This is a genomic window from Pseudomonas extremaustralis (genome assembly GCF_900102035.1).
Classification (GTDB): Bacteria; Pseudomonadota; Gammaproteobacteria; order Pseudomonadales; family Pseudomonadaceae; genus Aquipseudomonas; species Aquipseudomonas extremaustralis.
On record NZ_LT629689.1, the window covers coordinates 4,506,121 to 4,532,513 of the forward strand.

Genomic DNA, 26,393 nt, shown 5'->3' on the forward strand with positions numbered 1-26,393 from the left:
TTGCCCGCGAAGAACTCAAGAACACCGCGTTCATCCAGGACGCCCGCGTTATCGTTGACGTTTTTCGCGAGCAAGCTCGCTCCTACAGGGGTGGTGTTTTTTAGAGGCTCGGCAGGAGCTTGGCCGGTGCCAGTTCGTTCAGGCAGCGGCTGGCGAGCAGTTCGGTCGCGGCCGTGATGTCCGGGGCGAAGAAGCGGTCCTTGTCGTAGAACGCCACTTTGCTGCGCAGGAGGCTGCGGGCTTTTTCCAGTTTCGACGAGGTCTTCAGGCCTTCGCGCAGGTCCAGGCCCTGGCACGCGGCCAGCCATTCCACCGCCAGCACGCCACGGGTGTTCTCGGCCATTTCCCACAGGCGCTTGCCCGCAGCCGGGGCCATGGACACGTGATCTTCCTGGTTCGCCGAAGTCGGCAGGCTGTCGACGCTGTGGGGATGGGCCAGCGCCTTGTTTTCGCTGGCGAGCGCAGCGGCGGTGACCTGGGCGATCATGAACCCGGAGTTGACCCCGCCATTGCCCACCAGGAACGGCGGCAGTTGCGACATGTGCTTGTCCATCATCAACGAGATACGCCGCTCGCTCAGGGCGCCGATTTCGGCGATGGCCAGCGCCATGTTGTCGGCGGCCATGGCCACCGGTTCGGCGTGGAAGTTACCGCCGGAAATCACGTCGCCCTCGGCGGCAAACACCAGCGGGTTGTCCGACACGGCATTGGCTTCGATCACCAGCACCTCGGCGGCCTGGCGCAACTGGGTCAGGCAGGCGCCCATGACTTGCGGCTGGCAGCGCAGGGAATAGGGGTCCTGGACCTTGTCGCAGTTTTCGTGGGACTGGGACACCTGGCTGCTGTCGCCGAGCAGGTCACGATAGGCCGCCGCCGAGTCGATCTGCCCACGCTGGCCGCGCGCCGCATGAATCCGCGCATCGAACGGCGAGCGCGACCCCAGCACCGCTTCGACGGTGAGCGCACCGCACGCCAGCGCGCCGGCGAACAGGTCTTCGCCCTCGAACAACCCGCGCAAGGCATAGGCGGTGGACACCTGGGTGCCGTTGAGCAGCGCCAGGCCCTCCTTGGCGGCGAGGGTCAGCGGCGTGAGGCCGGCGACTTTCAGCGCGTCGGTCGCGTCCAGCCATTGGCCCTTGTAGCGTGCCTTGCCTTCGCCGAGCAGCACCAGGGACATGTGGGCCAGCGGCGCCAGGTCGCCGGAGGCACCGACCGAGCCCTTGAGCGGAATATGCGGGTAGACCTCGGCGTTGATCAGCGCGATCAACGCGTCGATCACCTGCCGACGAATCCCCGAGAAACCTCGGCTGAGGCTGTTGACCTTGAGCACCATGACCAGCCGCACCAGCGCATCGCTGATCGGCTCGCCGACGCCGGCGGCATGGGACAGCACCAGGGAGCGCTGGAGGTTTTCCAGGTCAGCGCTGGCGATGCGGGTCGAGGCCAGCAGGCCGAAACCAGTGTTGATGCCGTAAGCGGTGCGGTTCTCGGCGAGAATCTGCTCCACGCAGGCCACACTGGCTTCGATCTGGCTCGATGCGCTGGCATCCAGGCTGAGGGTCACCGGCTGCTGGTAGATAGCCCGCAGTTGGGCAAGGCTCAGTTGGCCGGGAATCAGGTTTAGCGCAGTCACATTCGTGCTCCTTATGAATTATTGTTCAGTGCAATTCGGGAAAAATCGGGGCAGCCCCCTCCCCACATAATCCGGCTCAGACCACCGCCGCCCGCCGCTGGACGAACCGGTCCACATACTCGTCCGCCGGCGAATCCAGGATCTCCCGCGGTGTGCCGACCTGGATCAGCTTGCCATCCTTGAGGATCGCGATGCGGTTGCCGATACGCACGGCTTCGTCGAGGTCGTGGGTGATGAACACGATGGTCTTGTGCAGGGTCTTTTGCAGGTCGAGCAACTGGTCCTGCATCTCGGCGCGGATCAGCGGGTCGAGGGCGCTGAAGGCTTCGTCCATCAGGATGATGTCGGTGTCCGCCGCGAGGGCGCGTGCCAGGCCGACCCGTTGGCGCATGCCGCCGGAAAGCTGGTGCGGGTATTTGTTTTCGTAGCCCTTCAGGCCCACGGTTTCGATCCAGTGCAGCGCACGTTCGCTGCATACCTGCGGGGTTTCGCCGCGCACTTTGAGGCCGTAGGCGACGTTGTCGAGCACGTTCTTGTGGGGCAGCAGGCCGAAGCTCTGGAACACCATGCTGATCTTGTGCCGACGGAATTCGCGCAGGGCGTTCATGTCCAGTTGCAGGATGTCTTCGCCGTCCACCAGGATCGCGCCGCTGGTGGGGTCGATCAAGCGGTTGAAGTGGCGTACCAGGGTGGATTTGCCGGAGCCGGACAGGCCCATGATCACGAAGATCTCACCGGTGGCGATGCTCAGGGACAAATCGTTCACGCCGATCACGCAACCGGTCTCGGCCAGCACCTGGTCCTTGGTCTTGCCCTGGCCGATCAGCGCCAGCGCGTCCTTGGAGCGGTTGCCGAAAATCTTGTAGACGTTTTTCACTTCGATTTTGCTCACCGTCATCATTGGCTCGCCTCATGCCGTGGACGACCGTAGGCCTGGGTGATGCGGTCGATGACCACGGCGAGAATCACGATGGCCAACCCGGCTTCAAGGCCGCGACCGACGTTGAGGGTCTGGATCCCGACGAGCACGTCTTCGCCCAGGCCACGGGCGCCGATCATCGAGGCGATGACCACCATCGACAGGGCCATCATGGTGGTCTGGTTGATGCCGGCCATGATGCTCGGCAACGCCAGCGGCAGTTGCACGCCGAACAGTTGCTGCCAGCGGTTGGCGCCAAAGGCGTTGATGGCCTCCATGACTTCGCCGTCGACCTGGCGAATGCCCAGGTCGGTGAGGCGGATCAACGGCGGCGCGGCGTAGATCACCGTGGCGAAAATCGCCGGAACCTTGCCCAGGCCAAACAGCATCAACACCGGGATCAGGTACACGAAGCTGGGCATGGTTTGCATGATGTCGAGCAACGGCATCAGCACCGAACGCAGGCGATTGCTGCGCGCCGAAAGGATGCCCAGGGGAATGCCGATCAGCACCGAGATCAGTGTGGCGACCAGCATCAGCGCCAGGGTCTGCATCAGTTTGTCCCACAGGCCGACCGCGCCCACCAGGAACAGCAAACCGACGATCACCGCCGTAGTCACCCATTTGCGCGTGGCGTGCCAGGCCACCGCGCCGACGATGGCCAGCATCAGCCACCAGGGCGTTGCGCGCAGCAGGCCCTCGAGGTTGACGATGGCCCACAGCAGCGTGTCGGAGATATGCCGGAACACATCGCCATACTGGGTGACCAGTGAATCCACCCAACCGTTGACCCAGTCGGCGATGGAAAACGTAAAACGCTCAGGAAACATAACGTGCTCTCGATCCAGTGGGTTGTGGCCAGGCGCCCGGCCACCCTTCAGGGTAGCCGTGCACGCTTGACCCACAAGGCCGCGTCGATTTTCTTGGCGCGTCGTCGCTCATTCCTGTCATGCCTGCGCAGTCAACCCACTTTTTATAGGCGTCGCCATGGGGGCGGCACCCTGCTGTGCCGGCAGGATCAGCCGTTCGGGAATTGCGCCGTGCCATTTTTTCGCACACACGTAATACACGGCGGCGGGCAGTACCAGGCCGATGATCCAGGAGATATCCACATCACCCAGGGCGGCCACCAGCGGACCGGTGTAGAACTTGGTGGAGATGAACGGCAATTGCACCAGCACGCCGAACACGTAGACGCCGATACCGAGCAGGTTCCAACGGCCGTAGCGCCCGTTCGGGTCGGCCAGCGCCGGCACGTCATAGCGATCGCGGGTGATGCAGTAGTAGTCCACCAGGTTGATCGCGCTCCAGGGCGTGAAGAACGCCAGCAGGAACAGGATGAAAGACTTGAACGCCCCGAGGAACGAGTGCTGACCGAGCAACGCGATCAGGGTCGCCGTACCGACGATGACCAGTACGAACACCAGGCGCTGCAAACGCGTGACCTCCAGGCGTCCGCGAAAGCCGCTGATGATGGTGGCGATGCACATGAAGCTGCCGTAGGAGTTCAGCGTGGAAATGGTCACCTTGCCGAACGCGATGCTGAAATACAGCAGCGCCGCAGTGGCCCCCGTACCGCCCAAGCCGACGATGTAGGCCACTTCGTGACCGGCGAATTGGCCGTTGGACAGCGCGGCGGCAAACACACCGAGCACCATCGCCACCTGTGCGCCAATCACCGAACCCGCGCCGGCGGCCAGAAAGGTTTTCAGCGAGGACGTCCGGCTCGGCAGGTAGCGCGAATAGTCCGCCACGTAAGGGCCAAAGGCGATTTGCCAGGAAGCCGCCAGCGACACCGCGAGCAGGAAGCTGCTCCAACTGAAGTGGCGGATTTGCAGGAGCGCGCCAATGTCGGTCTGGCTCATCAGGCGGCTGAACAGGTAAACAAAGGCAATCACGCCAATGACGCTGGCGACACGGCCGATGAAATGGATCACCCGGTAACCCAGCACCGTGACCAGCACGATGACACTGGCGAACAGCAGGATCCCGACACTGTCGCTGACGCCAAACAGCTGGCCCAGCGCCTGACCGGACAGCACGGTCCCCGTGGCGGTGAAGCCCAGGTACATCAAACACACCAGCACGATCGGAATGGCGGCGCCATACACCCCGAACTGGACCCGGCTGGAAATCATCTGCGGCAAACCAAGCCTGGGCCCTTGCGCCGCATGCAACGCCATGACCCCGCCGCCGAGCAGTTGGCCGATCAACAGACCGATCAACGACCAGAACACATCACCGCCCAGCACCACGGCCAGGGCCCCGGTGACAATCGCGGTGATTTGCAGGTTGGCACCCATCCACAGGGTGAACTGACTCAATAGACGACCGTGTCTTTCCGCTTCCGGGATGTAGTCGATCGAACGCCTTTCGATCAACGGGGTGGTGCTTGCACGCGCGTCATTCCCAGCCATTTATGTTCAACCTCTGATGGATTGCTTACAGATCCTGTGTGGGAGGGGGCTTGCCCACTCCCCCTATGTGTCACTTGATCATTGGAAGATTGAGGCCCTGCTCTTTGGCGCAGTCGATCGCGATCTGGTAACCCGCATCGGCATGACGCATCACCCCGGTGGCCGGGTCGTTGTGCAGCACGCGGGCGATCCGCTCGGCCGCTTCGTCGGTACCGTCGCAGACGATCACCATCCCCGAGTGTTGGGAGAAGCCCATGCCCACGCCGCCGCCGTGGTGCAGCGAAACCCAGGTCGCACCGCTGGCGGTGTTGAGCAATGCGTTGAGCAGCGGCCAATCGGACACGGCGTCGGAGCCGTCCTGCATGGATTCGGTTTCGCGGTTGGGACTGGCCACCGAGCCGGAATCGAGGTGGTCGCGGCCGATCACTACCGGCGCGGACAGCTCGCCGCTGCGCACCATTTCGTTGAACGCCAGGCCGAGCTTGGCGCGTTGGCCCAGGCCGACCCAGCAGATACGCGCCGGCAGGCCCTGGAAGCTGATGCGTTCGCGGGCCATGTCCAGCCAGTTGTGCAGGTGCGCGTCGTCGGGGATCAGCTCTTTGACTTTGGCGTCGGTCTTGTAGATGTCCTGCGGGTCGCCGGAGAGGGCCGCCCAGCGGAACGGGCCGATACCGCGGCAGAACAATGGGCGGATGTACGCCGGTACGAAGCCGGGGAAATCGAAGGCGTTTTCCACGCCTTCTTCCTGCGCCATCTGACGAATGTTGTTGCCGTAGTCGAAGGTCGGGATGCCTTGCTTCTGGAAGTCCAGCATCGCTTTGACGTGCACGGCCATCGACTGCTTGGCGGCCTTGATCACCACCGCCGGTTCGGTCTTGGCGCGGGCGCGGTATTCGTCCCAGGTCCAGCCGGCTGGCAGGTAGCCGTTGAGCGGATCGTGGGCGCTGGTCTGGTCGGTGACCATGTCCGGGCGCACACCGCGCTTGACCAGTTCCGGCAGGATTTCGGCGGCGTTGCCCAGCAGGGCGATGGAGATGGCTTTGCCCTCCTGGGTGTACTTGGCGATGCGCGCCAAGGCGTCGTCGAGGTCGCTGGCCTGCTCGTCGACATAGCGGCTGTTCAGGCGGAAATCGATGCTGACCTGTTGGCACTCGATGTTCAGCGAGCACGCACCGGCCAGGGTCGCGGCCAGCGGTTGCGCGCCGCCCATGCCACCGAGGCCGGCGGTCAGTACCCAACGGCCTTTGAGGTTGCTGTCGTAATGCTGGCGACCGGCTTCGACGAAGGTTTCGTAAGTGCCCTGGACGATGCCCTGGCTGCCGATGTAGATCCAGCTGCCGGCGGTCATCTGGCCGTACATGGCCAGGCCCTTGGCATCCAGTTCGTTGAAGTGTTCCCAACTGGCCCAGTGCGGCACCAGGTTGGAGTTGGCGATCAGTACGCGCGGGGCATTGCGGTGGGTCTTGAACACGCCGACCGGTTTACCCGATTGCACCAGCAGGGTTTCGTCGTCGTTCAGTTGCGTGAGGCTCTCGACGATTTGGTCGTAGCACTCCCAGTTGCGCGCCGCGCGCCCGATACCGCCGTACACCACCAGTTCCTTGGGGTTTTCGGCCACTTGCGGGTCGAGGTTGTTCATCAACATGCGCAGCGGCGCTTCGGTCAGCCAGCTTTTGGCGGTGAGCGTGTTACCGCGGGCGGCGCGGATTTCGACGTCACGGTATTTGGTAGGCCTGGCTTTAGAAAAATCGGTCACGGCAGACTCCTCGGCATGATGCGCGAACGTGATGGGCGCGAAGGAGACTCTTACGCACACATCTTTACTTGTACATACAAGCATATGCAATCGAGCGGCCAACTTTTCTGGAGAGCCGGAGCAATTGTTTGCGCAGGCGCGGGTAAGCCTTGGAAATTAAGGCTTCGAGGCTTGATGAAATTTCTTACGGGGAAGGTTTAGAGCGAGGAAGGCTTGTCACAACCGCGTGGTTTTGCGCCACGCTGGGGCGTTAGGTAACAAAGTGGTGCGGAAGGCTGGAAACAGATCGCAAGAACAATGGGAAACAAATGTGGGAGGGGGCTTGCTCCCTCCCACCGTTTTTAACCGCGTTCGGTCAGTTCGATGATGCAGCAACGGCCGGTGACGGAGATATCCAGCAAGCCAGCGTTACCGTCCACTTGCAGGCAGTCGTGATGGCCCAGCATCTGGTCCAGCACCTTCACTTCATCCGCCACGCTGAACACCAGCACGGTCTGCGCAGTGCTGAAAAAGCGTTGCGTGCCGTCGATCCACTGCAACCGCGCGTGATAACGCTGGGGCGAGTAGATCAGGTTGAAATCGCGGATCGGCCCGGTGATCAGGCGGCACGACACTTGGCTGTCGCCCTTGAAGGCGAATGGCTGCAGCGGCAGCAACCCACGCTGCTCCTCGCCATCGACGGTGAGTACCATGCCCGCGCCTTTGATCACGGTGATCACGCGCTGGTAACCGGCGAAGGTGGAAAACCCGCCCGACTCGGCGATATCGGCAATCGACAGGCGCCAGCCGAAGCCATCCAGGCCGGTGCCGGCGTCGCGGCTGATTTCTTCGGTACTGCCGCCGCCGTTTTTCCATGGCATGCGCACGTAATCGGCGGCGCGCCAGACTTTCACGGCACTCATTTACTGAAACGTCCTTCCAGGCTATGGCGCGAACCGGGGTGGATCAAACGCGCGGCAGTCACCGGCTGGCGACCGGACCAGGTGCGCCGGCGAATCAACAGACACGGTTCGCTCGGCTCGATCTGCAGCAACTCGCACTCGGCCGCATCGGCGAGGATCGCTTCGACCACATGCTCGCCTTCGGTCAGCGGCGCGACTTGGTTCAAATAGGCGTAGGGGGTTTGCTGGGTGAAATCCTGTTGCAGGTAATCCGGCGCGACCAGGGCGTTGACGAAACGGTCTTCGATTTGCACGGGAATGTCGTTTTCGTAATGCACGATCAGCGAATGGAACACTCGGCCGCCTTCACGCATTTCCAGGGCGACGGCGCGTTCGGAACCGGCGGCCTCTTCGCCCAGGGTGATGACCTGGCAGGTATGCCGATGTCCGCGGGAGGCGATCTCATCGGCAATGTTGTGCACTTCGAACAACGCCGACTGGCTCTTGGGCTCAGCGACAAAGGTGCCCACGCCTTGCATACGCACCAGCAACCCTTCGGCGGTGAGTTCGCGCAGGGCGCGGTTGATGGTCATGCGGCTGAAGCCCAACTGGCTGACCAGCTCGCTCTCGGACGGCACGCGGTAATGGGGTGGCCAGTTACCGTTGAGGATCTGCTGGCTGATCATCTGTTTGACGCGGGCGTACAAGGGCGCCGGACTTTCGTCCATGTGGGCAGCCAGTGAAGACTTGGCGGGCGGAGTCGGCACGGGGAATCCTTGCAGGGGGAAAAGACGCATAGATTGCCGGAGTTTACCGAGCAGGCAAACGTCTGTATATGTATATACAAATAAACACACGACCGGAGTGTTCTGATCATGTCCGCTTTCTTTGCCGAACGCGCGCTGCTGCCTACTGGATGGGCCAACGATGTACGCTTTGAAGTCGGCGCCGATGGGCGGCTGACACAGGTGGAGGCCAACGCCAGCGCAGACGCCGCCGAACGGCTCAGGGGCCCGGTATTGGCGGGCATGCCGAACCTGCATTCCCATGCCTTCCAGCGCGCCATGGCGGGTTTGGCCGAAGTGGCCGGCAACCCCAATGACAGTTTCTGGACCTGGCGGGACTTGATGTACCGCATGGTCGGCAAGATCAACCCGGCGCAGCTGCACATCATCGCTCGCCAGCTGTATATCGAGATGCTCAAGGCCGGCTACACCTCGGTGGCCGAATTTCACTACGTGCACCACGACGCCGACGGCCAGCCGTACGCCGACCGTACGGAACTGTCACGCCAGATCAGCCAGGCGGCCGCCAGCAGCGGCATCGGCCTGACGTTGCTGCCGGTGCTCTACACCCATTCCGGGTTCGGCGGCCAGGCGCCCAATGACGGCCAGCGACGGTTTATCAACAGCACCGAACAGTACCTGGACCTGCAAGCGCGCCTGCAACCGATCCTCGCGGCGCAACCGGCCCAGCAACTGGGGCTGTGCTTTCACTCCCTGCGCGCCGTGACCCCGCAACAAATCACCGATGTCCTCGCCGCCAGCGACCCGGCTTGCCCGGTGCATATCCACATCGCTGAGCAGCGGAAAGAAGTCGACGACTGCCTGGCCTGGAGCGGCAAACGCCCGCTGCAATGGCTGTACGACAATGTCGAGGTCAATGAACGCTGGTGCCTGGTGCACGCCACCCATGCCGACCCCGACGAAGTCACGCGCATGGCCAAGAGCCGCGCGATTGCCGGCCTGTGCCTGACCACCGAAGCCAACCTGGGCGACGGGATTTTCCCGGCGGTGGAGTTTCTGGCCCAGGGCGGGCGCATGGGCATCGGCTCCGATAGCCATGTGTCGCTGAGCGTGGTGGAGGAACTGCGCTGGTTGGAATACGGCCAGCGCCTGCGCGATCAACGGCGCAACCGCTTGTATCGCAGCGATCAGCCGATGGTGGGCCGCACGCTGTTCGATGCCGCGCTGGACGGCGGCGCCCAGGCACTGGGGCAGCCGGTCGGTCGGTTGGAAGTAGGGAAACGTGCGGATTGGGTCGTGCTGGACGGCAACGATCCGTACCTGGCCACCGCGACCGATGACGGGATTCTCAATCGCTGGCTGTTCGCCGGCGGTGATCGCCAAGTGCGCGATGTGCTGGTCAACGGCCAGTGGGTGGTGCGGGACGGGCGGCATGCCGGCGAAGAAGACAGCAGCCGCGCATTTACCCAGGTGTTGCGAGAACTATTGGGATAACGCAAAAACCTGAGCCGGCTTGCCGGCTCAGGTTTTGGGTTATTGCGAGGTCTTGGCCATCTGCTTGTCCGACGTGCGCCAGATCAAGCGTGTGGTGTCATACCCCTGCTGCCGCGCCCGGCTCAGCAGATCTTCGCGGGTGTCGGCGCTGACCGTCGGCGTGCGCGACAGGATCCACATATAGCGCCGGTTCGGGCTGCCGACGAGGGCGGTCTTGTAGTCATCGCTGACGTACAGCACCCAGTAATCCCCCTTGGCGACGCCCGGCAGCAGCGACGTGAACCAGTTATTGAATTCCACCCAGAGCTTGTCGGTCTTGCCCGGCACTTGCGGCGTGGCCGTGCCCTTGGCTTCTTCCCACTTCCAGTCGCTGGTCAGGCAGCGGTTGAACACCGACATATCGCCATCGGGCAGCAACGTGTAGCGGGCTTCGGACTGTGCGCAGTTGCGCTGGAAGTACATCGGCAATCGCGCCAATTCATACCACGTGCCCTGGTAGCGCTTGAGGTTGACGCTACCAGCGGTCTTGGGTTGTAGATCATCGCCAGAATGGCTGGCGCAGCCCGCCAAAAACAGGCTGGCGCAAAGGAACACAACAAAACGCATCATTCTTCTTCTCCCGCAGGCTTTCGCCCCGGTTTACTTCAGGCCTTGCCCGGAAAACATCAGAACCTTGTCACCGGCATATTGAACGCTGATAAAGCTGTTTTTATCGCCCCAGGTGCAGCTGGACATGCCCAGCGCGCCGGAACAATCGGTCGGCTTGCCCAACAGCGACTCCACCTCGGCCTTGGCCATACCAGCCGACAACTTCGCGTAGTTTTCTTGGTTGATCTTGCTGCAAGCGGCCAACAGCACGCAAAAAGCCAGCAAAGCGAGACGGCGTAACGACATGGAAAAACTCCTGGAGGGACAAAGCAGCGTGGGTATCTGCCAGAAGCTTAGAAGGGGAAACAGGTGTCTGGTTCCCGACAAGGGGTGGTATTTCTTTTTTCTGCGTTGAGGCCATTTTGAGCACATTTTTAAATGACCAAATCCTCCTTTCGTCGCGGCCGCGCTACACAAGACCGAATAAGGACTAAAATCAGTCCCATTGCCGAGCAAGGGTCAACCCATGAAGTTTTCATCCCAGATCAAACCGATCAGCTATTTGAAAAGCCATACCGCTGAAATTGTTAAAACGCTCACAGAAAGCCGAGAACCGCTGGTGATCACTCAGAACGGAGAGGCGAAGCTGGTGGTGATGGATGTGAAAAGCTTTGAAGAGCAAGCAGAAACCATGGCCTTGCTAAAGCTGTTGGCGTTGGGCAATCGCCAGATTGAACAGGGCCAGTTTCAAGCGATGGAGGACGTGTTCGCCGAACTGGATAAGGACGACGCTCAATGACGTCCAGGGTTGTGATTCTGCACTCGGCAAAAAACGACCTTAAAGACATCAAGTCATACCTCATCCGACAATTCTCTGCGTCGACCTGGCAACAGACCTACGAAGCCTTGAAGCAGGCTATTCGCCACCTGGAAACGCAACCTTACGCGGGCTTCATACCGGAAGAAATCGAGCAGCTCAATCTGAGCCAGTACCGACAAATCATCAGTGGAATGAACCGGATCATCTATGAAATCCGTGATCAGACTGTGTATATCCACATCATTGCTGATACGCGAAAAAACCTGCAGGCCCTGCTGTTAAAGAAACTCATGCAATAAAAAGCCCCGGAACGCTTTCGCATTTCGGGGCCTCTTCTGATCACAAGGTTTTACTGCTTGTGATAACCGGTCACACGCTCAACTTCTTCCTTCGAACCCAGGAACACCGCCACACGCTGGTGCAGGCCTTCTGGCTGGATGTCGAGGATGCGCTGGTGGCCGTCGGTGGACACACCGCCCGCCTGCTCAACCAGGAACGACATCGGGTTGGCTTCGTACATCAGGCGCAGTTTGCCCGGTTTGGACGGCTCGCGGCTGTCGCGCGGGTACATGAACACGCCGCCACGGGTCAGGATGCGGTGTACGTCGGCAACCATCGCCGCGACCCAGCGCATGTTGAAGTTCTTCTTCAACGGGCCTTCTTCGCCTTCCATCAACTCGTTGACGTAACGCTTGACCGGTTCTTCCCAGTGGCGCTGGTTGGACATGTTGATCGCAAATTCCTGGGTGGAAACAGGAATGGTGATGTCTTCGTGGGTCAGGACGAAACTGCCCATTTCGCGGTCCAGGGTGAAGCCTTTGACGCCGTCGCCCAGGGTCAGCACCAGCATGGTCTGTGGGCCGTAGATCGCATAGCCGGCGGCGACTTGCTGGGTGCCTGGTTGCAGGAAGGCCTTTTCGTTCAGGGCTTCGTTCTGGCTCAGGTGTTCGTTCGGGCAACGCAGTACCGAGAAGATGGTGCCGACCGGGGCGTTGATGTCGATGTTGGACGAACCGTCCAGTGGGTCGAACACCAGCAGGTAGGCGCCTTTCGGGTATTTGCCCGGGATCTGGTAGGCATTGTCCATTTCTTCGGACGCCATGCCGGCCAGGTGACCGCCCCATTCGTTGGCTTCGAGCAGGATCTCGTTGGAGATGACGTCGAGTTTCTTCTGCACTTCGCCCTGCACGTTTTCAGTGCCCATGCTACCCAGGACGCCACCCAGTGCGCCTTTGGACACAGCGTGGCTGATTTCCTTGCAAGCACGCGCGACCACTTCGATCAGGAAGCGCAGATCGGCAGGCGTGTTGTTGCTGCGGGTCTGCTCAATCAAATAGCGACTCAAGGTAACGCGGGACATGGAAGGCTCCGGAGAATGGGGGGCTGAAAACCCGCGCAGTTTAGCGCGAGTCTGGGCTGATTGCCTCTAATCAGAGGATTTAAACCCAATAGAGTTCATGGACTTTATTTAACGTACCGCCGGGGGCTTGCGCAGCAAACTGAAGGCCATCGCCCCCAGCGCCGCCACACCCAGCAGGAGCACGGCCCATAGACCGAGCTTCTTCCAGTCGGTGCCGGCTGCCGGCGATACGGCGACGACCGGCGATGCGACGGCCACCTCCCCCGCCAACGTGGCCTGGCCCAACGCCTTGAGGCGCTCGGCGCCGCCATCGGGGATCAGCGTCGACAGCGGCAAATTCGCCGCCTTCACCGAACCGTTGCCCAGCGCCAGGGTGAACGGCGGCTCACCCCGCGCCAGGAACACCAACTGCGTGGCGCGCACCGCAAACCGCAGGGCCGGCGCTTCGACACCCAGGCCGCCGCCGCGCTCGTCCACCTGCAGTTTGAGCTGGTTGACCACCTGGCCCGGCAAGCGCAACTCATCCTGCACCACGTCCTGACCGTTCTGGGTCAGGCGGTAGAGCAAACCATTGCTCAACGGCTGCCAGGCCTGATGGCTGTCGCGACGCCCCGCCAAAGTCACCGGCGCCAGACTGTTAGGCTGCTTGAGTTCGATACGCAACCGCTCGACATTCAGACCCACCGGCAACTGCCAACTGTACTCACCGGCCTCGAGCCGCGTGCCCGCCAACGGTTGCGACCACACCAACGGCAGCGGCTGGCTGCTGCTGGACGCGCTCACCAACTTGGCCGAGGTCAGCAGCGGCGCCGCCTGGCCTTGCCACACCAGGCGCAGGTAACGCGTCACACGCCCCGGCAGGCTGACGTCGTGCTGCTCGACCCGCTCATCGGCAAACGACAAGCGCGCCACTTGCCCATCGCCCCAGGCGTCCCAATGCTGCAAGTCATCGCTGGCCTCGATGCTGAAACGCTGGAAACCTTCCTGCTCGTGGCTCCAGTCCAGGGTCAGTTGCTGCAGCGGGGCCTTGATCGCGCTGGCATCCAGCACCCAGCCGCGCAGCACCTGCTGGCCGGGCTTCGCTGCCGAAGACGGTTTGACCTCCACCAAGGTGCCTTCCGCAGTGGCCTTGAGCGTCACGCCAGGTACCGATTCACGGGCGTCGGCGGCGTATAGCGGGAACCACTTCACATCGGTGACGTGGCGGTTTTCGGTACGTTCGGCGGGCTGACGCGACAGCGCATAGGCTTGCGGCTCACCGGCGGCGTTGAACACGCGCACATCGCTCAGATCCGCCTGACGCGCCGCCAACTGCACCGACAGCGGCAACTCCAGGCGATACCACGGACCATTGCCACTCACCGCCAGCGGCACCTGCACGCTGAAGTCGGCGGGCGTCTCCTGGCCCCACGCCGACAATGCCGTACACACGCCCAGCACGGCCAGGCTCAACTTACCGATCAAGAGGATGCTCCTTCAGTTTCCGACACAGGTTCGGCGCGCTTGGGCGGCAGCGGCGCAAAGTAACCCACCACCAACAACAGCCCGCCCACGCCAATGAACGACACGATCCGCGCCAGCCCGCCACGGTTGCTCAGCTCGACAAAAAACAGCTTGGCCACCACCACGGCAATCAACGCCGCACCGATCAGCCACACTTCGCGACGATGACGCAGGTGGCCGCCGATCATCAGGCCGAGGGCGATCAGGGTCCAGACAATCGACAGACCCGCCTGAACCAGCATCGACGCCAGCAATGCATCCAGATGGAAGGGCACGCCCCCCCAATGGTGGGCCGCGCGCATCACCAAGGCCGTGAAGAAGGCAAACAGCGAAATGCCCGCGACCGCCTGGGCGACCAGTTCAGCCCGTGCTCCGCGTTGCGGCGCCACGCCGCGCGACCACAAGTACACACCCAGCAGCGCAAACAACAGGCCCAGATCCAACGGACTGAGCAGCGGCACATAAGGCAACGGCGTGGCGGTGCCGTCGCTGAAACTGTTCGCCAGCCAGAACCAACCCAGCATCAACACTGCCAGCGGCAGGGCCGCCAGCACGCGGTATTCACGCGGATAAGCCGACACCGGCCACGGCCAAGCACGTGGCGCAGCTGCCAGCACCAGGTACAGGCTCGGCAGAATCGCCCAGCCCAGCCAGCGCCAGGCGTTGTATTCGCTCGACAGCAACAACAGGCCGTAGCGCAACTCCAGCGCCAGCACGCCGATCAACATCCAGCAACCCAGCACATGGGCAACGCTCAAGACCCTGGCCCCGGCCACCGTCGCCAAGCGGCGCAGCGAGATGAAATGCACGCCGAACACCGCCAGCCAGGCCAACCAGCCGAACTGCGCCGCCGGGTGATAGTAATCATGGGCAGACACCAGCAACACCGCGCCCGCCGCCGGCATCAGCAGCGTGCAGAGCATACCCAGCGAAGCCCAGCGCAGACGCTGTGCCAACAGCGTCCAGATCGCCACGCTCACAGCCGCGATACCCAACAGGAACGAGCCTTGCAGTGCGCCGGGAACAAATCGCAGCACTTCGCCGATCAGCGCCACGGCCCACCACGCCGCGCCCCACACCAGCAACAGGTCCGACAGCCGTTGCAGTTTCAGCACCGCAAACACCGGCGCATGGGGTTCACGCTGCAAGCGCCAGGCGCCGACCAGAGCGGCCAGGCCCAACACCATCGGCGTCCAGAAACCGCTGTGCCCCAGCGGACGCAAACCTTCCTGGCTCAACGGCCCGAGCAGTTCCGGCACCGCCAGCAGGAACGAAGCACCGCCGATCAGTTGCAGCAGCAGACCGAACACAAAACTGACGCGCTGTTGCAGGTACAGGCTCAACCAGATGATCAGCAAACCACTGGCCGCCCACACCCCGCTGGCGCTGTCCCAAGGCAGCACGAACAGCACAGCCAGGTTGATCAACGCCAGGCCGGCCAGCAGCACCAACGACAACCCACGCAACAGCCGCGCATCACTGCGCACCGTCTCGTCGCGGGCCGCCAGCAGCATGCCGCCGATCAGGGCCAGGCCGATCAACGATGCCGTCAGCAAACCGCTCCAGCCCGCGCTGAATACCGCCGCGCCGTCACCGCCCTGCAAGCGCAGCAGGAACAACGCACCGCCCAGCAACTGCACGCCGAACGCGGTGAACAAAAAGGTGCGCGAGCCGATGCGCAGGCCGATCAACAGCGTCACCAGACCGGCGATTGCCCAACTGATGGCGGTGCCTTGGGTCTGCAACAGCAACGGCGCGAGCAGGTACAGAAAGCTCAGGCCAAGGCTGGCGAGCACTGGCAGGCCTCGGCGTTCCCACTCGGCGGTGTGCTGCGGCGACGCTTGGCGCAACTGCTCGAAACTGAACAACAACGCGGCGCCGAGCAGCAGCGCACCCAAGGGCGCGCCATTGAGCAAAGTGTGTTCGCCGATGCGCAGTTCGCTGAGGAACGCCAGCGCCGAGCCCACTTGCAGCAACACGCCAAACGCCCGCGCCAACGGGCGCTGCTGACGCAAGCCGAGCCAGAAAATCCCGGCGCCTTCCACCGCCCAGGCGGCGGCGGTCCAGCGCGCATCCAGGCCCAGGGGGATGGCCAGGCTGGCAAAGATCACCCCCAAGGCCAGGCAGGTTTCCGCCAGCAACAAGGCGCGCCCGCCACTGAGCAGGCGGGCCAGGCCCATGTAGATAATGCCCAGGCCGAGCGCACTGAACGCGGCGGCGAACTCCAGGTGCTGCACCAACGCGAACTGCAAGCCAAAGCCCACCAGCGGCGGGCCGAACAACAGGCTGCCGTCGACATAATCGCCCTTGGCTGCCGACCAGCGCAGCAGCGCCTCGCGGCTGTCGTTCTCGGGCGCGTCGTTCATTTCCAGCAATTTACGCCGGGTGAACAGCAGGCCGATCGCCAGGTACATCAAGAAAAACCCGATCAGGAACGGCTCGGTGCTCCACAGCAGCTGCGGGGCATACGAACGCAGGCCCCAGGCGAAGCCGATGCCGAAGGTGCCGACAAAACCGATCAGGTTGAGCAAGCGCCACGCCTTGAACCAGGCGATGGCGAGGATGCCGGCGTTGAGCAAGGCGAAGTAACTGAACAGTGCCACATGGTTGCCGGCGCCGGTCGAGGTCAGAATCGGCGCGGCAAAACCGCCAAGCGCCGCCGCGCAGGCCAGCCCCAACGCATCCTGGGTAATCGCCAGAATCGCCGAGAACACCGTGACCGCCACCAGCAGGCCCAGCGCCGCGCTCGGGTCGATCAACGGGTGCAGGCGCATCGCGGCAAACACCGTCAGATACAGCACCGCAATACCGGTGCCTTGCAGCATCAAGCCGTAATTGCTGTTGCGCAGCCGCAGCCACCAGCCCAGGCCCAGCAGGCCCAAGGCGGCGGCGGCGACCCCGGCGTAACGCAGTTCGATCGGCACCACCATGCCTTCGGTGGCATAGCGCAGCAGGAACGCCAGGCCGAGAAACAGCAGCACCACGCCCACACGCAGCACGGTATTGCCGCCGAACAGCCAATTGCGTGCGCCGCGGATGGCGCGTTCGATCAGGTTAGGGCCGCGAGGAGCGGCAGGTGCTTTGGCAGGCGCAGGCGTGGGCGCCGGTGCCCAGGCATCCGCCGGCAGCGGCTGACTGGGTTCGGTGACCATGGCCACGGGCGCCAGTTCGGGGGGCAGCTCCCAAACCAGTTCGGTGGCCGGAGTGGCCGGCATCGGCTCGGGAACAGGCGGTTCGACAATGACCTGGCTCGTCGGCGCAGGCACCTCGAGTTGCCGCAGGCGTTCACCCAGGGCAATCAGCGCCTTTTGCGTGGACTCCAACTGATGAGCCTGTTGTTGCGCCTGTGCCGCAAGCTTGGTCAGACGAATCGCCTGTCCGATGCCCAACCCCAACAGCGCACCGATGCCCGCATCGCCGAACGACTCATCGAGCGTCCAGCCGAGCGCGAGGCCAATCAGCATGAAAATCCATTGCATGGTCGATATCCCTGAGCAAACCGGCGCCCAGTATATCGACGCGGGCCCAATGTGGGAGGGGGCTTGCTCTCGATAGCGGTATACCAGTCGACATCTCTGCAAACTGACACCCCGCCATCGGGAGCAAGCCCCCTCCCACATTTGGGTTTGCGGTGCTTAGTCCAACGCTTTCCAGATCTCGGTGGCGTACTCGCGGATCGTGCGGTCCGACGAGAACCACCCCATCCGCGCGGTATTGAGCACCGCCGAACGCCACCACTCCTTGGAGTCATGCCAGTGCGCTTCGACCCGCGCCTGCGCTTCCCAGTAGGCGTCGAAATCGGCGCATACCAGGAAGCGATCGTAGTCGATCAGCCCGTCGATCAAGCCCACATAACGGCCCGGATCATCTGGCGAGAACACCCCGCCGCGAATCGCCTGGAGCACATCGTTCAGACGATGGGACGCCGCGATGTCCGGCCCGGCATTGAACTCGCCGGCATGTTTGCGCGCCTCCACCTGCTGCGCACTGAGGCCGAAGATAAACATGTGCTCGCCGCCCACGCGCTCGTGCATCTCCACGTTGGCGCCGTCCATGGTGCCGATGGTCAGCGCGCCGTTGAGGCCGAACTTCATGTTGCTGGTACCCGACGCCTCGAAGCCGGCCGTGGAGATCTGCTCCGACAAGTCCGCCGCCGGGATGATGCTTTCGGCCAGGCTGACGTTGTAGTTGGGCAGGAACACCACTTTGAGCAAGCCGCGCACGGTCGGGTCGTTGTTGACGGTGCGCGCGATGTCGTTGGTCAGCTTGATGATCAGCTTGGCCTGGTGATAACTGGCAGCCGCCTTGCCCGCAAAGATCTTCACCCGCGGCACCCAATCGGTGCCCGGCTCGGCGCGGATCGCCTGGTACAGCGCGACGGTGTGCAACAGGTTGAGCAGTTGGCGCTTGTATTCGTGAATGCGCTTGACCTGCACGTCGAACATCGCCGCCGGGTTGACCGCAATGCCCAGGCGCTCGTGGATGATCTCGGCCAGGGCACGCTTGCTGTGCAGACGCTGCTCGGCGAACGCTTTGCGGAAGGCCTGTTTCTCGGCGAAGGTCTCCAACTCCGTCAGGCGCGTTTCCATGGTGTCGAGGATGTCCGGGCCCAGCGCGTCCACCAGCATGTCGGTGAGTTTCGGGTTGGCCTGGTACAGCCAGCGGCGGAAGGTGATGCCGTTGGTTTTGTTGTTGATGCGCTCTGGATACAACTTGTGCAGTTCGGAGAACACCGTGCTGCGCATCAGTTGGGTGTGCAAGCCGGACACGCCGTTGACGCTATGGGAGCCGAGGAACGCCAGGTTGCCCATGCGCACGCGGCGGCCGTTGTCTTCTTCGATCAGCGACACCGCGCGCAGCACGTCGAAATCGTGGATGCCCTTGGCCCGCAGCGAATCGATGTGCTGCGCGTTGATCAGGTAGATGATCTGCATGTGCCGCGGCAACATGCGCTCCATCAGACCGACCGGCCAGGTTTCCAAGGCTTCGGGCAACAGGGTGTGGTTGGTGTACGACAGGGTTTCCACCGTGACATCCCACGCGGCGTCCCACGGAACATCGTGCAGATCGACCAGCTGGCGCATCAACTCGGCGACGGCGATCGACGGGTGGGTGTCGTTGAGCTGGATCGCTGCGTGTTCGCCCAGGCTGAGTACCGAGCCGTGCATGTTCTTGTGGCGGCGCAGCAGGTCCTGCAAAGAGGCGGCGACGAAGAAGTATTCCTGGCGCAGCCGCAGTTCCTGCCCCGCTTCGGTGCTGTCGGCCGGGTAAAGCACACGGGAGATGCTCTCGGCGCGGGCCACCTCGGCGACGGCGCCCAAGTGGTCGCCGGCGTTGAAACGCTCCAGGTGCAGGTCTTCCACGGCGCGCGCACGCCACAACCGCAGGGTGTTGACGCTGGCACCGCGCCAGCCGACCACTGGGGTGTCGTAGGCCACGGCGCGCACGGTTTCGTTGGGCGCCCAGACCTGGATCATCTTGCCGGAAGCATCCGGCACGGTCTGGACGCTGCCGCCGAAGCCAATCGGGTAAATCACCTCGGCGCGCTCGAACTCCCATGGGTTGCCGAAATCCAGCCAGCGTTCGGTTTGCTCCTGCTGCCAGCCATCGACGATCGCCTGGCGGAACAGCCCGTGTTCATAGCGGATGCCATAACCGTGGCCGGCAATGCCCAGGGTCGACATGCTTTCCATGAAGCAGGCGGCCAGACGGCCCAGGCCACCGTTGCCGAGCGCCGCGTCGGGCTCCAGCACACGGATGCGCTCGAGGTCCACACCGAGCTCGGCCAGGGCTTCGCGAGCGATCTCCAGCACGCCGAGGTTGCTCAGGCTGTCGTAGAGCAGGCGGCCGATGAGAAATTCCAGGGAGAGGTAATAAACCCGCTTCTGGCCTTTGCGGTAGATACGCCGCGTATGGTCCATCCAGTGGTCGACCATCTGGTCGCGGGCGGCCAGGGCAATGGCTTCGAACCAGTCATGGTCGAAGGCATGATCCGGGTCTTTGCCCACCGCGTAGGTGAGTTTGGTCAAGACAGCATCGCGAAATGCGGCTACCTCTGCTTCTCGTGCAAGCGGTTCCTGAGACATCGATGCGACCTCGAGCGAGATTGAAGGAGTTGCTAGAGCCTAGTCGGTCTGACCGATGGCAAACACTCTGGTTCGGCAGTTTTTTAACTCATTCACATTTGTGGGAATTTGATGCAGGGGTCGTGCCTGTTCAACGACCGAACCGCCTTCGGGCTGAAAATCAGAAAATATTGTTCAAAAAATCACCCATCCCGGTATGATCCCGCGCCCGGATACTGCCCCACCTTGGAACCCTGATGAAGCCTCAACTGATCGCCGCCGCGGAACTCGACCGTCTCGAAACCTGGCAGAAATATTCTGCCCACATGTGCGGCGGCTGCGTGTCCAGCTGCTGCACGCTGCCGGTCGAGGTGAAGATCAAGGACCTGATCCGCATTGGCATCGTCGATGAGTTCGAGCGCGGCGACCCGCCGAAGAACATCGCCAAGCGCTTGCAGAAGGAAGGCATCGTCGAGCGCTTCAACTCCAAATCCGAAATATTTACCCTGCAGCGCATGAGCAACAACGACTGCCTGTACCTCGATCGTAAGACGCGCTTCTGCACTATTTATGACAAGCGCCCGGACACCTGCCGCAACCACCCGAAAATCGGCCCGCGGCCGGGGTATTGCGCGTACAAGCCCAAGGAAGTGGTGCGCGAGACCAATTTCAAGACTCTCGATAAGTTCTGATCCACGTTTTGCAGGGCTCTCAAGGGCCCTATCGGGGGCAAGCCCCCTCCCACGGTTTTGATTTGTGAACGCCTTCAAAATGTGGGGCTTGCCCCCGATAGGGCCGGCATATTCAGCACAAAACCTGCAGGCATAAAAAAACGCCCCCGGCCTTTCGACCGGGGGCGTTTTTCATTCAGCCTGAGTTAACTCAGTTCTTGGCTTTCTTGGCAGCGCGGGTACGCTCGCCTTCGTCCAGGATCTTCTTACGCAGGCGGATCGACTTAGGCGTGACTTCGCACAGCTCGTCGTCCTGGATGAATTCCAGGGCCTGTTCCAGGGTGAAGCGAACAGGTGGGACCAGAGCGATGGTTTCGTCTTTACCCGAAGCACGCATGTTGTCGAGCTTCTTGCCTTTGGTTGGGTTGACGCCCATGTCGTTGTCACGGCTGTTCAGACCAACGATCTGACCGTTGTAGATCTCTTGACCGTGTTCAACGAACAGCTTGCCACGCGCCTGGAGGGTTTCCAGGGAGTAGGTCAGTGCCTTGCCGGTTTCAACCGAAACCAGAACACCGTTCTGACGGCCGGACATGTCGCCGGACTTCATGGTGTCGTAGCGATCAAAGATCGAGGTCAGGATGCCAGCACCGTTGGTCAGGGTCAGGAACTGGTTACGGAAACCGATCAGACCACGAGCAGGGATGTTGTATTCCAGACGTACACGGCCTTTGCCATCCGGCACCATGTTGGTCAGGTCGCCTTTACGCAGGCCCATCTCTTCCATGACCTTGCCCTGGGATTCTTCAGGGGTATCGATGGTCACGTTTTCAAACGGTTCCTGCTTCACGCCGTCAACGGTACGGATGATCACTTCAGGACGACCAACGCCCATTTCGAAGCCTTCGCGACGCATGGTTTCGATCAGTACCGAGAGGTGCAGCTCACCACGGCCGGAAACCTTGAACTTGTCAGCCGAGTCGCCTTCTTCAACGCGCAGTGCCACGTTGTACAGCAGCTCTTTGTCCAGACGTTCCTTGATGTTACGGGAAGTCACGAACTTGCCTTCTTTACCGCAGAAAGGCGAGTCGTTTACCTGGAAGGTCATGGAAACGGTTGGCTCGTCGACGGTCAGAGGCTTCATCGCCTCGACAGTGTCCGGCTGGCACAGGGTGTCGGAGATGAACAGCGAGTCCATGCCGCTGACGCACACGATGTCGCCGGCGAAAGCTTCTTCAACGTCGATACGGTGCAGGCCGTGGTGACCCATCAGCTTCAGGATACGACCGTTGCGCTTCTTGCCGTCGGCGCCGATAGCGACAACCGGGGTGTTCGGCTTGACGCTGCCACGGGCGATACGGCCAACACCGATAACACCCAGGAAGCTGTTGTAGTCCAGTGCCGAGATTTGCATCTGGAACGGACCGTCACGGTCAACCTTCGGTGGTGGAACGTGGTCAACGATGGCCTGGTACAGCGGGGTCATGTCTTCGGCCATGTCGGTGTGATCCAGACCGGCGATGCCGTTCAGGGCCGAGGCGTAGATCACTTGGAAGTCCAGCTGTTCTTCGGTAGCACCCAGGTTGTCGAACAGATCGAAGATCTGGTCCAGAACCCAATCAGGACGCGCGCCTGGACGGTCGACCTTGTTGATGCACACGATCGGACGCAGGCCGGCTTCGAAAGCCTTCTTGGTCACGAAACGGGTTTGCGGCATAGGGCCGTCTTGAGCGTCAACCAGCAGCAGCACGGAGTCGACCATCGACATCACGCGTTCTACTTCGCCGCCGAAGTCGGCGTGGCCCGGGGTGTCCACGATGTTGATGTGGTAGCCGTTCCAGTTGATAGCGGTGTTTTTAGCCAGGATGGTAATACCGCGCTCTTTTTCCTGGTCGTTGGAGTCCATCACGCGCTCGTCGTTGAGCTCGTTGCGCTCCAGGGTGCCGGATTGACGCAAGAGTTTGTCTACCAGGGTGGTTTTACCGTGGTCAACGTGAGCAATGATGGCGATGTTACGTAGATTTTCGATCACTTGTGTATCTCGATCAGAGGATTCGGTGTGCTGACAGGTCGTGGCAGCGATTAACAGTAGAGTCAGGCCTTGCCGTTACAGCTTGACGGCAGAGTCGGGGGGCCGGTGACGCAGGCCACAGGCAAACAGCCCCGGGCTCTTAGCTCGGTCGATAAACGCGCACATTGGCATGCCCCTCACTGAGCAAATGGTGGGCATGCAGGCGACTCATCACGCCTTTGTCGCAATACAGCAGGTACTGACGGCTGTTATCCAGTTCCTTGAAACGCGCGTTCAATGCATAAAACGGCAGCGTTTGTACGTCGATGCCAGGGATGTCCAGCGGCTCGTCCTCAGCGGCATCCGGGTGACGGATGTCGATGACGATCTGACCGGCCAGGGCTTCACTGACTTCTTCGATCCGCAGATCCTGGCCCAGTTCGTCGATGACACGATCGATCGGGACCAGTTTGGCGTTCTCGAGCGCACGCTCCAGAATCGCCATATCAAACTGTTGTTCTTCGTACTCCACGCGGTTGCGCTTGGCGTGGGTCTTGGGGTTCACCGAAATGACCCCGCAATATTCAGGCATGTGCTTGGCAAAGTCGGCGGTGCCGATCTGTTCTGCCAGGTCGATGATGTCCTGCTTGTGGCTGGCGATCAGCGGCCGCAGCACCAGCTTCTCGGTCACGCAATCGATGAGCGACAGGTTCGGCAGCGTCTGGCTGGAAACCTGGGAGATCGCTTCACCGGTCACCAACGCGTCGATCTGCAATTGATCGGCGATTCGGGACGCAGCGCGCAACATCATACGCTTCAATACTACGCCCATATGACTGTTATCGACTTTACCGAGAATTTCGCCGAGGACTTCCTCGAACGGCACGCTCACAAATAGCACGCGCTGGGAGCTGCCGTATTTTTTCCAGATGTAGTGCGCGACTTCCATCACGCCCAATTCGTGTGCACGCCCGCCCAGATTGAAGAAGCAGAAGTGGCTCATCAGGCCGCGCCGCATGATCTGGTAGGCCGCCACCGTGGAATCGAAACCGCCGGACATCAAGACCAGGGTCTGTTCCAGGGCACCCAGCGGGTAGCCGCCGATGCTGTTGTGCTGGCTGTGGATCACAAACAACCGTTGGTCGCGAATTTCCATGCGCACTTCAATTTGCGGCGCTTTCAGGGAAATTCCGGCGGCGCCGCACTCGCGACGCAGCTTGCTGCCGACGTATTTCTCGACATCCATGGAGCTGAATGGATGCTTGCCGGCACGCTTGCAACGCACCGAAAAAATCTTGCCTTCCAACTCACTGCCGAAGTGCAGTTTGCACTTCTCGGTGATGTCGTCGAAGTCGCCCAGCGGGTACTCGTCCACCTGCAGGAAGTGCGCGATGCCCGGCATGCAGCTCAGGCGCTCGGTCATGTCCTTCAAGGCTTTAGGGTCGGTGACACGGGTTTCCAGCTCGAGGTTGTCCCACACGCCGTTCACCACCACAGCCGGGTCCAGATCGCGGAGCACGGCACGGATGTTCTTGGCCAACTGACGGATGAAACGCATCCGTACCGGTCGGCTTTTGATGGTGATCTCGGGGAACACTTTAACGATTAATTTCATGGAAACAGCGCGCGCAGGGCCTGCCGAAAAAGGGGGGCGCGGATTATAGCGGAAATCGCTCAAGGTTTAACCAGTTAATATGCATCGCACTGCACTCGCACCATATGAGTGCATAGAGAGAGCGATGCGCCACATTGCGGTGCGCTATTTTTCGGCTTTTGTCGCCACGCACCTATATAGAGGCGCTTTTGGAGCAAAAAACCCATGTTGGCGCACTGGCATGCAATTTGCTCTCTTGTGAGGCAGGTTGCCATGGCGGACTATCCGCGCCGGCATCACCCACATTCTAAGGGCTAACTCCACTACCCCAGCCCGAAGCCACCCGGAGGACACTATGTCGAAGTCGGTTCAACTCATCAAAGATCATGACGTTAAATGGATTGATCTGCGCTTCACGGACACCAAAGGCACTCAGCACCACGTGACCATGCCGGCTCGCGACGCGCTGGATGAAGCTTTCTTCGAAGAAGGCAAAATGTTCGACGGTTCCTCCATTGCTGGCTGGAAAGGCATCGAAGCCTCCGACATGATCCTGATGCCGGACGACAGCACTGCCGTGCTGGACCCGTTCACCGAAGAAGCCACCCTGATCCTGGTGTGCGACGTGATCGAGCCTTCGACCATGCAAGGCTACGACCGCGACCCACGTGCGATCGCCAAGCGCGCCGAGGAATACCTGAAGTCCACCGGTATCGGCGACACCGTATTCGTCGGCCCAGAACCAGAATTCTTCATCTTCGACGAAGTGAAGTTCAAGTCCGATATCTCCGGTTCCATGTTCAAGATCTACTCCGAACAAGGTTCGTGGATGTCCGACCAGGACGTGGAAGGCGGCAACCATGGCCACCGTCCAGGTATCAAAGGCGGTTACTTCCCGGTTCCACCGTTCGACCACGACCACGAAATCCGTACCTCCATGTGCAACGCCATGGAAGACATGGGCCTGGTCATCGAAGTGCATCACCACGAAGTGGCCACTGCCGGCCAGAACGAAATCGGTGTGAAGTTCAACACCCTGGTGAACAAGGCTGACGAAGTCCAGACCCTGAAGTACTGCGTACACAACACCGCCGTTGCCTACGGCCGTACCGCGACCTTCATGCCTAAGCCTCTGTACGGCGATAACGGTTCGGGTATGCACGTTCACCTGTCCATCGCCAAAGATGGCAAGAACACCTTCGCTGGCGAAGGTTATGCCGGCCTGTCCGACACCGCCCTGTACTTCATCGGCGGCATCATCAAGCACGGTAAGGCCCTGAACGGCTTCACCAACCCGTCGACCAACTCCTACAAGCGTCTGGTACCTGGCTTCGAAGCACCGGTAATGCTGGCCTACTCGGCCCGTAACCGTTCCGCCTCGATCCGTATTCCTTACGTGTCCAGCCCTCGCGCTCGCCGTATCGAAGCTCGCTTCCCGGACCCGGCAGCCAACCCATACCTGGCCTTCGCTGCCCTGCTGATGGCTGGCCTGGACGGCATCCAGAACAAGATCCACCCTGGCGACGCCGCCGACAAAAACTTGTACGACCTGCCGCCTGAAGAGGCCAAAGAGATCCCACAAGTGTGTGGCAGCCTGAAAGAAGCCCTGGAAGAGCTGGACAAGGGCCGTGCGTTCCTGACCAAAGGCGGCGTGTTCAGCGACGACTTCATCGACGCTTACATCGGCCTGAAAAGCGAAGAAGAAATCAAGGTTCGCACCTTCGTACACCCACTGGAATACGAGCTGTACTACAGCTGCTGATCCGGTAGCGCTGCGTAACGTGGCGTGACGAAAAGACCTCCCTCGGGAGGTCTTTTTTTTGCCCGCGCAAAACGTGCGCTCACCCCTTCCTGAACAGACTGTTCAAATCAGCACTATATTGGTGCGACGGGTTGCACCTTGCCCACCTGCCCAGCCCATTTTGGTTCGGAACT

General features: G+C 61.5%; 20 protein-coding genes. 5 read left to right on the forward strand and 15 right to left on the reverse strand.

What is annotated here, in order from left to right; genetic code table 11:
• Positions 1 to 100 precede the first annotated feature (100 nt).
• The 7 genes from hutH to hutC all read right to left on the reverse strand — a co-directional run bounded on the left by hutH (position 101) and on the right by hutC (position 8,334).
• Complete coding sequence (hutH, locus tag BLR63_RS20745; protein ID WP_010563163.1) at positions 101 to 1,633, reverse strand: histidine ammonia-lyase; 1,533 nt, start codon at positions 1,631 to 1,633, stop codon at positions 101 to 103.
• Positions 1,634 to 1,709: 76 nt separating this feature from the next.
• On the reverse strand, positions 1,710 to 2,534 hold the full coding sequence (locus BLR63_RS20750) for a quaternary amine ABC transporter ATP-binding protein (RefSeq protein WP_010563162.1): 825 nt from the start codon (positions 2,532 to 2,534) through the stop codon (positions 1,710 to 1,712).
• Positions 2,531 to 3,382 (reverse strand): ABC transporter permease, encoded by an 852-nt coding sequence (locus BLR63_RS20755; RefSeq protein ID WP_010563161.1) that lies wholly within the window; start codon positions 3,380 to 3,382, stop codon positions 2,531 to 2,533. Before BLR63_RS20755 ends, BLR63_RS20750 begins: the two co-directional genes overlap by 4 nt.
• A 117-nt stretch (positions 3,383 to 3,499) precedes the next feature.
• Positions 3,500 to 4,969, reverse strand: a complete 1,470-nt coding sequence (locus tag BLR63_RS20760; RefSeq protein WP_010563160.1) for a purine-cytosine permease family protein — start codon at positions 4,967 to 4,969, stop codon at positions 3,500 to 3,502.
• Between the two features lie 70 nt (positions 4,970 to 5,039).
• Positions 5,040 to 6,725 (reverse strand): urocanate hydratase, encoded by a 1,686-nt coding sequence (gene hutU / locus BLR63_RS20765; RefSeq protein WP_010563159.1) that lies wholly within the window; start codon positions 6,723 to 6,725, stop codon positions 5,040 to 5,042.
• A 341-nt stretch (positions 6,726 to 7,066) separates the two neighbouring features.
• Positions 7,067 to 7,627: a HutD/Ves family protein gene (locus BLR63_RS20770; protein WP_010563158.1), complete on the reverse strand. Its 561-nt coding sequence runs from the start codon at positions 7,625 to 7,627 to the stop codon at positions 7,067 to 7,069.
• Positions 7,624 to 8,334 carry a histidine utilization repressor gene (hutC, locus tag BLR63_RS20775; protein WP_231998191.1) on the reverse strand — a complete coding sequence of 237 codons (711 nt, stop codon included), beginning with the start codon at positions 8,332 to 8,334 and terminating at the stop codon, positions 7,624 to 7,626. Before hutC ends, BLR63_RS20770 begins: the two co-directional genes overlap by 4 nt.
• A 147-nt stretch (positions 8,335 to 8,481) precedes the next feature.
• Here hutC and BLR63_RS20780 point away from each other — a divergent pair, with 147 nt between their 5' ends.
• Entirely contained in the window at positions 8,482 to 9,846 is a 1,365-nt protein-coding gene (locus BLR63_RS20780; RefSeq protein ID WP_010563156.1) for a formimidoylglutamate deiminase, read from the forward strand.
• Positions 9,847 to 9,885: 39 nt separating this feature from the next.
• On the opposite strand, the gene BLR63_RS20785 is transcribed toward BLR63_RS20780, so the two are convergent.
• Positions 9,886 to 10,455, reverse strand: a complete 570-nt coding sequence (locus BLR63_RS20785) for a lipocalin family protein (RefSeq protein WP_010563155.1) — start codon at positions 10,453 to 10,455, stop codon at positions 9,886 to 9,888.
• A 30-nt stretch (positions 10,456 to 10,485) separates the two neighbouring features.
• Entirely contained in the window at positions 10,486 to 10,740 is a 255-nt protein-coding gene (locus tag BLR63_RS20790) for a hypothetical protein (protein WP_010563154.1), read from the reverse strand.
• 220 nt (positions 10,741 to 10,960) lie between these two features.
• On the opposite strand from BLR63_RS20790, the gene BLR63_RS20795 reads away from it, so the two are divergent.
• Both BLR63_RS20795 and BLR63_RS20800 read left to right on the forward strand, forming a co-directional pair.
• Entirely contained in the window at positions 10,961 to 11,233 is a 273-nt protein-coding gene (locus BLR63_RS20795; RefSeq protein WP_010563153.1) for a type II toxin-antitoxin system Phd/YefM family antitoxin, read from the forward strand.
• Positions 11,230 to 11,553: a type II toxin-antitoxin system RelE/ParE family toxin gene (locus BLR63_RS20800; protein ID WP_010563152.1), complete on the forward strand. Its 324-nt coding sequence runs from the start codon at positions 11,230 to 11,232 to the stop codon at positions 11,551 to 11,553. Before BLR63_RS20795 ends, BLR63_RS20800 begins: the two co-directional genes overlap by 4 nt.
• A 50-nt stretch (positions 11,554 to 11,603) precedes the next feature.
• Here the strand turns inward: BLR63_RS20800 and BLR63_RS20805 are convergent, their stop codons facing one another.
• The 4 genes from BLR63_RS20805 to BLR63_RS20820 all read right to left on the reverse strand — a co-directional run bounded on the left by BLR63_RS20805 (position 11,604) and on the right by BLR63_RS20820 (position 20,203).
• Positions 11,604 to 12,614, reverse strand: a complete 1,011-nt coding sequence (locus tag BLR63_RS20805) for a class 1 fructose-bisphosphatase (RefSeq protein WP_010563151.1) — start codon at positions 12,612 to 12,614, stop codon at positions 11,604 to 11,606.
• Positions 12,615 to 12,722: 108 nt separating this feature from the next.
• Positions 12,723 to 14,075, reverse strand: coding sequence for a DUF3999 domain-containing protein (locus BLR63_RS20810; protein WP_042946502.1), 1,353 nt, complete (start codon positions 14,073 to 14,075; stop codon positions 12,723 to 12,725).
• Positions 14,075 to 17,596 (reverse strand): DUF2339 domain-containing protein, encoded by a 3,522-nt coding sequence (locus BLR63_RS20815; RefSeq protein ID WP_010563149.1) that lies wholly within the window; start codon positions 17,594 to 17,596, stop codon positions 14,075 to 14,077. The genes BLR63_RS20810 and BLR63_RS20815 overlap by 1 nt, the downstream gene beginning before the upstream one ends.
• 156 nt (positions 17,597 to 17,752) lie before the next feature.
• Positions 17,753 to 20,203, reverse strand: coding sequence for a glycogen/starch/alpha-glucan phosphorylase (locus BLR63_RS20820; RefSeq protein ID WP_010563148.1), 2,451 nt, complete (start codon positions 20,201 to 20,203; stop codon positions 17,753 to 17,755).
• Between the two features lie 236 nt (positions 20,204 to 20,439).
• Between BLR63_RS20820 and BLR63_RS20825 the strand changes: the two genes are divergently transcribed.
• Positions 20,440 to 20,874 carry a YkgJ family cysteine cluster protein gene (locus tag BLR63_RS20825; protein ID WP_003237464.1) on the forward strand — a complete coding sequence of 145 codons (435 nt, stop codon included), beginning with the start codon at positions 20,440 to 20,442 and terminating at the stop codon, positions 20,872 to 20,874.
• 190 nt (positions 20,875 to 21,064) lie between these two features.
• Here the strand turns inward: BLR63_RS20825 and typA are convergent, their stop codons facing one another.
• Together typA and thiI are read right to left on the reverse strand one after the other, a co-directional pair.
• Positions 21,065 to 22,885, reverse strand: coding sequence for a translational GTPase TypA (gene typA, locus BLR63_RS20830; protein ID WP_010563147.1), 1,821 nt, complete (start codon positions 22,883 to 22,885; stop codon positions 21,065 to 21,067).
• A gap of 139 nt (positions 22,886 to 23,024) precedes the next feature.
• Positions 23,025 to 24,479, reverse strand: coding sequence for a tRNA uracil 4-sulfurtransferase ThiI (gene thiI / locus BLR63_RS20835; RefSeq protein WP_042946469.1), 1,455 nt, complete (start codon positions 24,477 to 24,479; stop codon positions 23,025 to 23,027).
• Positions 24,480 to 24,813: 334 nt separating this feature from the next.
• Here thiI and glnA point away from each other — a divergent pair, with 334 nt between their 5' ends.
• Positions 24,814 to 26,220, forward strand: coding sequence for a glutamate--ammonia ligase (glnA, locus tag BLR63_RS20845; RefSeq protein WP_010563145.1), 1,407 nt, complete (start codon positions 24,814 to 24,816; stop codon positions 26,218 to 26,220).
• Positions 26,221 to 26,393 lie beyond the last annotated feature (173 nt).